The 11,829-nt window shown below is 74.2% G+C and carries 8 protein-coding genes; 5 read left to right on the top strand and 3 right to left on the bottom strand.

The annotated features are described in order from the left end of the window. Positions 1 to 15 precede the first annotated feature (15 nt). Both ACSHV8_RS21620 and ACSHV8_RS21615 read left to right on the top strand, forming a co-directional pair. Positions 16 to 1,500, top strand: coding sequence for a hypothetical protein (locus ACSHV8_RS21620; RefSeq protein WP_436535556.1), 1,485 nt, complete (start codon positions 16 to 18; stop codon positions 1,498 to 1,500). A gap of 81 nt (positions 1,501 to 1,581) precedes the next feature. Next, on the top strand, positions 1,582 to 3,048 hold the full coding sequence (locus ACSHV8_RS21615) for a protein kinase domain-containing protein (protein WP_436535555.1): 1,467 nt from the start codon (positions 1,582 to 1,584) through the stop codon (positions 3,046 to 3,048). On the opposite strand, the gene ACSHV8_RS21610 is transcribed toward ACSHV8_RS21615, so the two are convergent. Beyond that, entirely contained in the window at positions 3,018 to 6,362 is a 3,345-nt protein-coding gene (locus ACSHV8_RS21610; protein WP_436535554.1) for a BTAD domain-containing putative transcriptional regulator, read from the bottom strand. The two genes, ACSHV8_RS21615 and ACSHV8_RS21610, sit on opposite strands and share 31 nt — an antisense overlap. Then, complete coding sequence (locus ACSHV8_RS21605) at positions 6,359 to 8,563, bottom strand: AAA family ATPase (RefSeq protein ID WP_436535553.1); 2,205 nt, start codon at positions 8,561 to 8,563, stop codon at positions 6,359 to 6,361. The genes ACSHV8_RS21610 and ACSHV8_RS21605 overlap by 4 nt, the downstream gene beginning before the upstream one ends. A gap of 224 nt (positions 8,564 to 8,787) precedes the next feature. On the opposite strand from ACSHV8_RS21605, the gene ACSHV8_RS21600 reads away from it, so the two are divergent. After that, the gene (locus ACSHV8_RS21600; RefSeq protein WP_436536852.1) at positions 8,788 to 9,069 is read left to right on the top strand and encodes a hypothetical protein; all 282 of its coding nucleotides are present in this window, start codon (positions 8,788 to 8,790) and stop codon (positions 9,067 to 9,069) included. A gap of 62 nt (positions 9,070 to 9,131) precedes the next feature. Beyond that, positions 9,132 to 9,755, top strand: a complete 624-nt coding sequence (locus ACSHV8_RS21595; protein WP_436535552.1) for a response regulator transcription factor — start codon at positions 9,132 to 9,134, stop codon at positions 9,753 to 9,755. Between the two features lie 354 nt (positions 9,756 to 10,109). Here ACSHV8_RS21595 and ACSHV8_RS21590 read toward each other — a convergent pair whose 3' ends face one another. Beyond that, positions 10,110 to 10,970 carry a tetratricopeptide repeat protein gene (locus tag ACSHV8_RS21590; RefSeq protein WP_436535551.1) on the bottom strand — a complete coding sequence of 287 codons (861 nt, stop codon included), beginning with the start codon at positions 10,968 to 10,970 and terminating at the stop codon, positions 10,110 to 10,112. A 71-nt stretch (positions 10,971 to 11,041) separates the two neighbouring features. On the opposite strand from ACSHV8_RS21590, the gene ACSHV8_RS21585 reads away from it, so the two are divergent. Beyond that, complete coding sequence (locus tag ACSHV8_RS21585) at positions 11,042 to 11,827, top strand: SAM-dependent methyltransferase (protein WP_436535550.1); 786 nt, start codon at positions 11,042 to 11,044, stop codon at positions 11,825 to 11,827. Positions 11,828 to 11,829 lie beyond the last annotated feature (2 nt).

Genomic DNA, 11,829 nt, shown 5'->3' with positions numbered 1-11,829 from the left:
TCGAGGTAGCCGCACATGGTTTTCGGCATAAGAGGACTGCTCCGGGGCGGCGACGACGCGGGGGAGATGGCCCGGCACACCGTCGGCCACGCCCTGGTCCTGCACGGGACGGACAAGATCAGCGCGGAGGCGCAGAACCTGGCCCTCGCGGTGGCGGCCGACCCCGAGCACGACATCGTCGTGCTCGACCTGGGCGCCGGCCTGCCGACCAGTTCCTGGGAGTCGATCGCGGCGGCGCTGCCCCGTCGCCGCCGTGGCCTGCGGATCATGGCCTGCGGTCAGCATCGGGGCATGGCCGCGCTGGTCGGCCAGTGGCTCTCCGAGCGCCTGAACCGTACGGTCGTGGCCCCGGACGGCGTCCTGGTCCGGGGCGCCGCGGGCACGCTGTTCGTCGACTCGGCGGCCGGCAGCGGCTGGGTGCAGTTCCGCCGCGGCAAGGCCCCGGTCCTGCTGGGCAAGCGTTTCCCGGCCCCGCCGTGGGACGCCGCGGTCACCGACGTGACCGCGTCCAGCGCCAGCGGCGAGATCGAGCCGCTGCCCGGTGGCCTCTGGGTCCGGCCGACCGGCGATCCGGCCGTACTGGCCCGGCACCGCAACCGCCTCGTCGCCGACGTGCCCTGCACCGACCACGCGATGACCGTGCTGGTCGGTTGCCCCGGAACGGGCACACTGCACCTCGACGACATCATCCGGTTCTGGCGTGACCTGGCCCCGGCCCACCGGGAACGGGCCCGGTTCGTCCAGTACGGCGAGGTCCAGCTGCACCCCGGCCGCTCGTTCGGGCAGACCCTGGCCGACGTGCTGGAGAACCCGGTGGTCTGTTACAGCGGCGTGCCGGTGGGCAGCCCGTACCGGACGGAGGTCAAGGCGGTACGTACCGACGGCGTGCTGGGCTGGGAGCCGTACGCGATCGAATTGGGGTTTTCCCCGCGCAAAGCCGGCGGCGAGGCGATCCGGCCGCGGGTGCTGCGGCACCGGCCGCCGATCACCGGCGCCGAGCAGGTCGACGAGCGGGTCTACTGGTACGCCCCGGACGCGGTCGTCGAGATCGTCCAGGCCGGGCTCTGGGTGCGCCCGCCAAAACTGCCGGCCGGCGCCGGCCGGGTCCGGGACGTGGCCCTGGACCCGGACCGGTTGGTGCTCTTCTACGACGACACCGTGGCCGCGCGGACCCGGCGGATGCGGGAGCTGGCGACCGACCTGCGGGCCCGGCTCGACGAGGGGATGCGCGACTTCGGCGTCCTGGTGGAGGCGTCCCGGGCCGGGCAGTCCGCGCCCGTCGGCGGCGTACCGGTAGAAATGCCCACCCGGATCAGGCAGCCGCTGGTGACCGCGGTGGACGGCGGTGAGTGGACCGAGGGCGCCACCGCGAAGATCAACCGGGGTGCGCTGGCCGCGCTGACCGTGGACACCGCGGAGCATCCGGTGGTGACGCCGCTGTCGGTGGCGCCGGTCGACGTCGAGATCACGGCGGAGGGCGATGTTGCGGCCGCAAGCTGATGGTGCCCTGGTGCTGTTGGTGCCGGGCAGCGTGGGATGATCTCGCTCCCCACGGATAGCGCGAGGCGCTGAGGAGAGTGTGTGGAAGCGGCCTACCGCGTCAGACCGCTGCGGTCGTCCGACCCGGACCGGCTGGGTGAGTACCGGCTCGTCGGCCGCCTCGGCTCGGGTGGCATGGGGGTGGTGTACCTCGCGAAGAGCGCCGGCGGCACGCACGTGGCGATCAAGCTCGTCCACGCCGCCCTCGCCTCCGACCCGGAGTTCTCCGGCCGGTTCCGCAGCGAGGTGGAACGGGTCCGGGAGGTGCCGTCGTTCTGCACCGCCGGGTTCCTCGGCGCCGACCTCGAGCACGACCCGCCGTACCTGGTCACCGAGTACGTCGACGGCCCCAGCCTGGAGGACGTCGTCGAGGAGCGCGGCCCGCTGCGCGGCAGCGCCCTCGAGTCGCTCGCGGTCGGGCTGGCGACGGCGCTGGCCGGCATCCACGGCGCCGGGGTCATCCACCGGGACCTGAAACCGGACAACGTGCTGCTGCCGCCGGGCAGCCCCAAGGTGATCGACTTCGGGATCGCCCGGGCGTTCGAGGCGACCAGCCGGCATACGCAGGCCGACGTGCTGGTCGGGACCGTGCCGTACATGGCGCCGGAGCGTTTCTCGGCCGATCCGTCCGGGACGCTGACGCCGGCCGCCGACGTGTTCGCCTGGGGCTGCCTGATGACGTACGCCGGGACCGGCCAGACGCCGTTCCGCGGTGACTCGCCGTCGGCGACGGTCGGCCGGATCCTCAGCCAGGAGCCGAACCTCGACGGGTTGCCGGAGCCGCTGCTCGCGCCGGTGCGGCTGGCCCTGGCCAAGGAGCCGGCCGACCGGCCGACCGCGCAGGAGCTGCTCAGCATGCTCGTCGGCGACCGCCCGGTGCCGGTTCCGCCGGCCCCGCCGGCCCCGCCGGCCCGGGGGAGGCGGCGGGCGGTGACCGTGGCCGCGATCGTGGCCACGATTCTCGCGACGGCCGCGGTCGCCGTGACGTTTTCCGGCGGAGCGCCCGAGGTGGCCGTGCAGCCGCCTTCGGCCATGTCGTCGGTGCCGGCCGCGGTCCCGACCCCGGTACAGACGACTCGAGTGGCCACGGCCAAGGCCACGCCGACGGGGCGGAGCAACCCGTCCGGCCGCAACCTGGCGCTGGGCCGCCCGGTGACCACATCGGGCAGCGAGGGCGACCCGTACGCGGCCGGCTACGCCGTCGACGGCGACCCGGCCACCCGCTGGAGCAGTGCGTTCAGCGACCCGCAGTGGCTCACCGTCGACCTCGGCGCCCGCTACCGGCTCGACCAGGTCGTGCTGCGCTGGGAGCACGCGTACGGCGTGGCCTACCGGGTGCAGGTCTCGGCCGACAAGACGAAGTGGACGACCGTCTACTCGACGACGTCGGGTGTGGGCGGCACCGTGACCGTCCCGCTCGACCAGGTCCCCGGCCGGTATGTCCGGTTGTACGGCACCAAGCGCAACAGCGCGTACGGCTACTCGCTGTTCGAGATCGAGGTGCGCTGAGCCGCCGGTTCGACGCCGTACTCGGCGAGCCGGTCCCGGGTGCGCCGCTCGTTCCAGCGGGCGCCCAGCACGACGTGCAGCTCGACCGCCTCCCCGCCGGCCCGGGCCGCCTCGTGCGGTCGCCGGTTCGCCGCCAGCAGCACCGCCGCATCCTCCAGGGTGACCGCCAGTTCGACGACCCGGCCGACCCCGCGGTAGTGCCCGGCCGCGGCCAGCGCCGGCTCCGGGTCCCCGGTCAGCAGCGCCCGGCAGCGTTCGGCGGCGGCGTACGCCCGGGCCCGCCGTACCTCCTTGGTGGCTTCCTCAAGGCAGAGGGCGGTGGCCCGTTCGGCGATGTCGCGGTGCCCGCGGTCCAGGGCGAGGCGGGTCAGGTACGGCAACCACTGGTGGCGCAGCATCAGCGGCGCGAAGTCGGGCACCAGAAGCGGCTCCAGCATCCGGACCGCGTCGTCGGCCCGGCCCTGCTGCTCGGCCGCGAGCGCCCGGGCGACCAGCTGGAAATCGGTGCTCTCCCGTTCCGCGTCGCTGGCCGGCAGCGCCTCGGCCCGGTTCAGGTGCCCGCCGGTCAGCACCGGATCACCGCGCTGGGCGGCGATCAGCGCGGCCACCCCGTGCAGCAGCGTGGTGACCGCGGCCGGCTCCCGCATCCCGAGCAGCGTGGACCGCGGCCCGCCGGTGACCGTGCCGACCTCGGCCAGGGCGTCGTCCCAGCGGCCGCGCCAGTAGTGCTGCACGGCCGAGGCGACGTGCAGGCCGGACGGCAACCGGTGGCGCAGGGCGAACAGCGCGCCCTCGCGCAGGGTGCCCTCGGCGTCGGTCAGCCGATCCAGGTTCTGCAGGGTGAACGTCCGGTTGTCGAGCAGGTCCAGGTACATGGCGGTGAACGTGGGGTGGTCGCGCATGATGTCCAGCGCGCGATCGACGTACTCCAGGGCCCGCTCGTGGTCGCGGCGGATGGAATGGGTCAGCCAGCTGGTCTGCAGGGCGTACACCGCCTCGTACGGTTTGCCCTCGGCCAGCGCGGCGTCGTTGCGGGCCCGCGCCGACCGGTCGGCCTCGTCCAGATCGTCGAGCGGCCCGCGCCGGAAGTTCGCCAGCAGCACCTGGTGCCGGGTCCGCCAGAGCGCGGGCACCCGCGGGTCGGACAGCGAGCCGGCCAGGACGGCGACGGCGGCCGCGGTCTCGCCGTGGCGGTCGAGCATGCCGGCCAGCAGGTGGCGCATCTCGGCGCGCTCGGCCGGGTCGGTGGCCAGCCGGGCCGCCTCCCGGGCGCGTTCCAGCGGGCGCCGCTCGTGCCGGAAGTCCAGTCGCACCGCGGCGACCAGCAACTGTTCGCGTTGCCGCGCGTCGGGCACGCGAGAGTCCAGGGCCCGGTGCAGCAGCCCGGCCGCGACCTGCGGGGCCCGGCGGGCCAGCTCGGTGTGCTGCTCGGTCAGCCAGGACACCGTCCAGGCGTCGACGACCAGGCCGTGGGCGATCAGCTGCTCGGCGACCCGGGTCACCGGGCTGCCGCCGCGATGCAGCACCTCGGCGGTGTGCCGGTGCAGGGCGGGACGGTCGGTGGCCGGGATGCTCTCGTACAGCGCCTGGCGCAGCACCGGATGCCGGAAGGCCAGGTCGGTGCCGGCGTCGGCGATCACGTCGGCGGCGAACGCCTCCTCCAGCGTGGACAGCAGCCCGAGCGGTGACCGGCCGGTGACCGCGGCCAGGTCGTCGACGGCGAACCGGGGTCCGAGCAGGGCGGCCGACCGCAGCACGTCACGGGTGCCCGGGGACAGCCCCAGGATCGTCGAGCCGACCGTGGCCAGCAGCGACGCCGGGGCCTGGACCAGCGAGAAGCCGGGGATCTCGGCGACTCCACCGCTCACCTCGACGACACCGCGCCGCAGCAGCTCGGTGGTCATCTCCCGGGCGTAGCGCGGATTGCCGCCGGACAGCGGGACGACGGTGGCCAGATTCGGTCCCGCGGGCGCGCCGGCCAGGTCGGCGACGAGCCGTTCGATCGCCTCGGTGGGCAGCGGGCCGAGATGCATCAGGTGTCCCCGGCGGGTCTGCACGCCGCGGCGCGGCCCGGCCAGCCGGCCCTCGTGCGTGCCCGGCCGGGTCGCGGCGACCAGCAGCAGCGGCAGCCGCCGGGTGATGGCGGTCAGCCGTTCCCAGACCTCCAGGCTGGCGTCGCCGGCCCGGTCCAGCTCGTCGGCGATCAACACCAGAGGAGCATCGGAACACAACTTCCGGACGTACGCCGGCAGATCGTCCCCGTCCGGCCCGGGCCGCCCCAGCGCGCGGCTCACCGTGTCGTCGCCCCCGGCGATGCTCCAGGCCAGCTGGCAGCCGCGGGCACCGACACCGGCGAACGCGGCGGCGATCAGCTCACTCTTGCCGATCCCGGGCTCGCCCTCGATCCACACCGCCCGGCCCCGGCCCGCGGCGAGCACGGTGACCAGGCCGTGCAACCGGTTCAGTTCGGCGTCGCGCCCGCCCGGCACCCGGTTGCGCGGCTTGCTTTCCAGGTCGCGGGCCACCGTATCGGGCAGGATCCGCAGCAGCGGCGCCCGGTCCGGAGCCGGCGGACCGGCCGGGGCGGCCACGATCCGTTCGTGCAGCGCGGCCAGTTCCGGTCCCGGCACGACGCCGAGTTCGGTGTGCAGGATCTCCCGGGCCGCCCGGTAGGCCGCCTGGGCCGCGTCGCGCCGCCCGGCCCGGTGCAGGGCGCCGACCAGCAACGCGTGCAGCGGCTCGTGCAGCGGATGGTCGCGGACCAGCCCGGCCAGCTCGGCCACCACGCTGTCGTCGCCCAGCTCGGCCAGCACCCGGGCGCGCTGCTCGGCCGCGGCCAGCCGGCGCTCGGCCAGGCGGGCGCGTTCCAGTTCGAAGCGGTGGCCGGTCAGCCCGGCGTACGCCTCCCCGTGCCACAGGCGCAGCGCCTCGTCCAGGGTCGCGGCCGCCTCGGTGTTGCGCCCGGCGTCACGCTGCCCGGCGGCCTCGGCGCAGAGCCGGTCGAAGTGGACGCTGTCCACGTCGGCGGGGGACAGGCGCAGGGCGTACCCGGCCGGACCGGAGGTGAGCAGCCCGGGCCCGAGCGCCCGGCGCAACCCGGAGACGTACGTGTAGAGGTTGCCGGTCGCGGTGGCCGGCGCCGCGGCACCCCAGACACTCTCGATCAGCTCGTCGCGCCCGAGCGGGCGGGTCGCCGTGGCCAGGCCGGCGAAGACCGCCCGCTGCCGGGCCGGGCCGAGCGGCACCTCCCGGTCGCCGGCCCAGGCCCGGACCGGCCCGAGGACCGAGACACGCAGCACCGGTGCATCGCTCATCGATCACCGTCCACGACCGGGCGACGCCGGATGTGCGGCTCGGTCGGGTCGCCGGGCAGCCGCGGCCGGATCCGGTCCAGCAGTTCCCGGATCTGCTCGGTCCACTCGGGCGCGATCCGGCCGGCCCGCAGGGCCCCGTGCGCGATCGCCGCCGCGGTCTCCGGCTCGTCGCGGCGTTCGTGGGTGCGCGCCGCGATCCACAGCATCTCGCCCTCGACCTGCGGATCGGTGGTCCGCGCGGCCACCCAGGCGGCCGGCACGGCGGCGTTGCGCTCGTGCCGCAGCAGCAGCCGGGCCAGCCACGCGGTCAGCGGCACCTGCAGTTCCGGGTCGAGGCCGGGCTCGGCGTGGGCCCGGTGCAGCACGGTCAGGGTGATCATCGGGGCGCGCTCGGCCAGCCGGGACACGTGCTCGGCCAGCCAGGCCCCGATCGCCGTGTCGAACGGCACCTTCCCGGCCAGGAACTGCACCACCACCTCCTCGGGCGGTGCGCCGGCCTCGGCCAGCCGCAGCCCGAGCGACCGGTGCACCGGGACCCGCAGGGCGGCCGGCGTCCCCTCGTGCAGGGTGCGGGCGACCACCCGGTGGGCGAACACCACCCGTTCGCCGCTGGTGACCAGCAGGCCGGCGGCCAGCGCGGGCGCGAGCTCCCGGGACAGGTCGGCCGGAGTACGGTCGGTGGCGGCGGCGAGTGATGCCCGCGAGCACCCGACCGGCTGCGATCCGGGGACCGCCAGCTCGTACGCGCTCAGGAACGCCGCCGCCCGCAGCACCTCCCGGGTCCCGGCGCCGAACGGCGCGAGATGCGCGGCGACGGCCGCGGGCAGTCCACCGGCCACCGTCTCACCGGCCGCGAGGTGCCGCAGGTAGTACGGATTGCCGCCGGCCTCGTCCACCATCCGGCCCAGCCGCGGCGCCTCGGGGGGATCGGCCGCGACCGCCCGCACCAGCGCCGCCGCTGCGGCCGGATCCAGCGCCGGCACCGCCAGCACCTCGCCGACGGAGAGCGCGTGCGCCCCGGCCGACCCGGTCCGCACCGCGGCGACCAGCACCAGCGGCACCTCGGCGGTCCGCCGCCCGAGCTCGTCCCAGATCTGCCGGGTGAGCGGGTCGGCCCAGTGCAGGTCGTCGGCGACCAGCAGCAGCGGCGCCTCCCGCGCGGCCCGCACGACCAGCTCGACCGCCTCGGCCACGGTGGCCTCGGGCGCGGTGTGCGTGGCGTCGCCGGCCACGGTGACCAGCTGGGCGGCCAGATGCCGGGCCGGCGTTCCGGCCAGCGCGCTGTCCACACACTCCAGCAGCAACCCGAGCGGCGCCCGGCCGGACAACTCGTCACCGACAACCCAACCCAGAAGACATTGCTTCGGTACGGCGTCCCGCAGCGCCACGGTGAGCAGCGCCGACTTGCCGATCCCGGCCGGCCCCTCGACCCGCACGCTGTGGCCCCGCCCACCGGCGGCGTCGGCGACGATCCGCCGGAGCCGGTCGATCTCGTGCTGCCGGCCGATCAACGAGGGTCGCTCGACCTCCGGGTGAGTGCGGTGCGGCCCGAGCGACGGGACACCGGCGAACGGGGTCACCGTCATCGGCACCTGCCGCCAGGCCGGGCGCAGCGCCCCGGCCAGCATCGCCCGCAGGTCCTCGCGTCCCGGGTACGCCGTCACCAGCGCCCGCAGCACGTCGGTGGCCTCCTCGTGCCGGTCGGCCGCGGTCAGCAGCGCCGCGTGACGTTCGGCGGTGGCGATCCGCAGTTCGGTCAGCCGCAGCCGGTGCGCCTCGGCGAACGGCCCGGGCACCCCGGCCAGGGCGTCGCCGCGCCACAGGGCGCCGGCGGCCCGCACCGCGGCCAGTTCGGCCTCGGCGTCACCGGCGGCCCGGTGCCGCCGGGCGGTCTCCCGCAGCGCCTCGAACCGGTGCGCGTCGATCGACTCCACCGGCAGATTCAGCCGATAGGTCCCGCCGCCGGAGTCGATCAGCCCGTCCAGCATCCGCCGCAGCGCGTTCACATACGTGTAGACATTGCCCATCGCGCTGGCCGGCGCGTCCTCGCCCCAGACGGCGTGGATCAGCCGGTCCCGGGAGACCGCGTGGCCGGCGTCCAGGGCCAGCACGCAGAGCACGGCGGTGCTGCGCGCGGACCCGAGGCTGATCTCGGTGGTGTCCCGGACCGCGTGCACCGGCCCCAGCAGTCGAAGATCCATCACTCAGCGGCACATCCGGAACGTGACGCAAAAGCCGGGCATGTTCACATTTCTAGTCGCTGGGTCCGGCCCGCGTCCAGCCCGGCCCGGCCGGAGTGGGCAAGATCGTGGCCGGGTCGGGCACGCTGACCGAACAGAGGGTTCCGCTGTGGCCGGTTCGCTGATGGACTCGTCGCGTGCCGGGGCCAGCCGACTACCTGACCAATCCCTTCGCGGGCGAACTCATGCTCACCCTCGCCGACGAGGGACGGCTGGTCATGGAAGCGCGCCAGGCCGACGCGGTCATCGCCGGTCTGGAACGAACCCTTTCCGAGGTACGGGCCCGGCTGCGGGTCATCCGGATCTGGCAGCAGATGCCCACCGGCTGGGTCGACGAGCTGCGCGACGACCTGGCCGACGAGGTCACGACCGCCGTCCTGACCGACCAGATGGCCCCCGGCCGCCTCGAACAGGCCCTGGTCGAGCTGCCGAAATACATCGAAGCGCTGCGCCGCGCACGGGCTTGAAGATTTTCTGAAGATCACTTCCGGAGACTGTCGCCGCGTCTCGACACAACGGAGGTGGAGCAGTGGAACGGGTTCGGGTGGTTCTCCAGGCATCGGACCCGGTCAGTCATGCGGGACTGGCCAGTCTTCTCCGATCCGGCGCCGAACTGAACCTGCTGCGCGCAGGCGATCGCACCGGTGGCCGGGCCCTCGTCTTCGCCTGCGACCGGTTCGGCCCCGAAACGGTGGCCGCGCTGCGCCGGGCCGCCGCCGAGATCGGCCTGCCGGTCGTCCTGGTGATCAACGAGATTGCCGAGGCCGAACTGCTCACCGCGATCGAATGCCGGGTGGTGGCCATCCTGCACCGGTCCGCGGTCACCGCCGACCGCCTGATCCGCACCGTGATCGCTGCGGCCAACGGCGGCGGCGTCATGCCGCCCAACATGGTCGGCGAGCTGCTCAAACACATCGAACGGCTGCAACGTGAGGTGCTCGCCCCGAACGGCCTCAACGTCTCCGGCCTGACCACCCGCGAGATCGACGTGCTCCGGCTGATGGCCGACGGCCTGGACACCAACGAGATCGCCGGGCAGCTCTGCTACTCGGAGCGCACCGTGAAGAACGTGATCCACGGCCTCACCCACCGTCTCAACCTGCGCAACCGCTCACACGCGGTCGCCTACGCCCTGCGCGCGGGCATGATCTGACCTGGGGGCGAGGAGCCGGGAGGTTTCGAGGGGGATTTCCCGGCCCCTCCAGGTCGAGCGGGTTCCACCGGGGTCGGCGCCCGGCGCGTTCGCCTGGCAGAGTTGCGGGCATCCGAGGGGAGGCCCGCGCGGGGCCCTTTCCCGTCCCCGGGTCCGCCGGAGCCTGGACGCGCTGACCGGAGCCGTCCTGATCACCCTCGGCCTGCGCCTGGCCACCACCTCGGCCTGACTCCACCGCCACCCCGGTGCTCGGCCATTTTTGGCCTTGGGCGTCCACTTTTCACGCATCGCCGAAACGTTCCGGTGCCGAGCCTGATCGTCGGCGCACCAGAGCGACCAGAGCGGCGCCAGCGCTCAGTCCTCCAGCAGGTCGCGCAACGCCGCCTCGGCCAGGGCGTCCCCGCCCTCCGCGGCCTGACGGAAATGCCACTCGGCACCGGCCAGGTCGCCGTGGCTCTCGAGCAGGACCGCGAGGTTGTGGTGGGCGTGCGTATCGCCGAGCTCGGCGCCGGCCCGGTAGGCGGCCTCGGCGGCGTCGTCGTCCCCGAGGACATCGGCGTAGAGGTTCCCCAGCGGAACCATGCTCTCGGTCTCGCCCAGCTCCAGGCCGCGCAGGAACACGAGGCGACCCTCGTCGACCCGCCCGGTGCTCACCAGCAGGATGCCGAGGTCCGCGCGGGCCGACGGGTACAGCTCCGCCCCCGCGCGCAGGGCCGGTTCGAGGGCGGGGTCGAGGCTCTGGTCCCACCGCCAGCAGGCCAGCACCGCCGCGGCCAGCCGGTTGCCCGCGGCCTCGGCCCGTTCCATCGCCGCGAAGGCCGCGGAACGCTCACCCTGCTCCCGCAGGGAGAAGGCCAGCGACACGGTGCCGCCGCTGTCGCCGGCCCGTTCGGCCTGCTTGTAGGCGCGCATCGCCCCGGCCAGGTCGCCGAGGTCGTCCAGCACCATGCCCAGGCTGAGCCACGCATCGGTTTCGCCGCGGTCGACGGCCAGCTCGTAGGCGTCCACCGCCTCGTGGAGGCGTTTCTGGCCGGCCAGGGTGTTACCCAGGTTGAAGGCGGCGACGGCGTCGCCGAGGTCCGCGGCTTTCCGGAAGCACAACTCCGCGCCGGTGGCATCACCGTAGTCCGCGAGGTCGCACCCGATGCCGACCAGCTCGTCGATGTCGGAGCTGGCGTGCGCCTGGCGCAGCAACTGAGCCGGAGTCGTCTCCACGACCTCGATGCTGCCTCACGGGGCCGCCGGTGGTGCACCGGCGTCAAACATCCATGGGGCATGATGACACTGTGGACAGTGTGAGCGAGCCGAAGATCGACGTGACCCAGCCGAGCAGCGCCCGGGTGTGGAACTACATCCTCGGCGGCAAGGACAACTTCGAGATCGATCGGGCGCTGGCCGCGCAGATCCTCGCGAAGTTCCCGGAGATCGCCGTGCTCGCCCGCGAGCAGCGCAAATTCCTGGGCCGGGCCATCGGCCACCTGGTGCGGGAGGCCGGCGTGCGCCAGTTCCTGGACATCGGCACCGGACTGCCCACCGCCGACAACACGCACCAGATCGCCCAGCGCCTGGCGCCGGAGTCGCGCATCGTCTACGTCGACAACGACCCGCTCGTGCTCAGCCACGCGCGGGCGCTGCTCACCAGCAGCCCCGAGGGCGCCACCGACTACATCGACGCGAACGTGCAGGACCCGGAGCGGATCCTGACCGAGGCGGCGCGCACGCTCGACTTCAGCGAACCGGTCGGGCTGACGATGCTCGGCATCCTCGGCAACGTCGCCGACTACGACGAGGCCCGGGAGATCCTGCGGCGGCTGCTCGGCGCGCTGCCGTCCGGGAGCTACCTGGTGCTCTCCGACGGGACCGACTCCAGCAGCGAGGCCCGTTCGGGTCACCGGGCGGCCAAGGAGCAGGGGCACCCGTACAACGCGCGCAGCGTGGCGCAGGTGGCGGGCTACTTCGAGGGGCTCGACCTGCTCGAACCCGGGGTCGTGCCGATCCCGCAGTGGCGCCCCGAGTCCGACGAGGTGCCGACGGCCACCGACGGCAGTTGCGGGGTCGGCCGCAAGCCCTGACC

Source organism: Actinoplanes sp. HUAS TT8 (assembly GCF_051380535.1).
Classification (GTDB): domain Bacteria; phylum Actinomycetota; class Actinomycetes; order Mycobacteriales; family Micromonosporaceae; genus Actinoplanes.
This window is presented reverse-complemented; position numbering and strand designations above follow the sequence as displayed.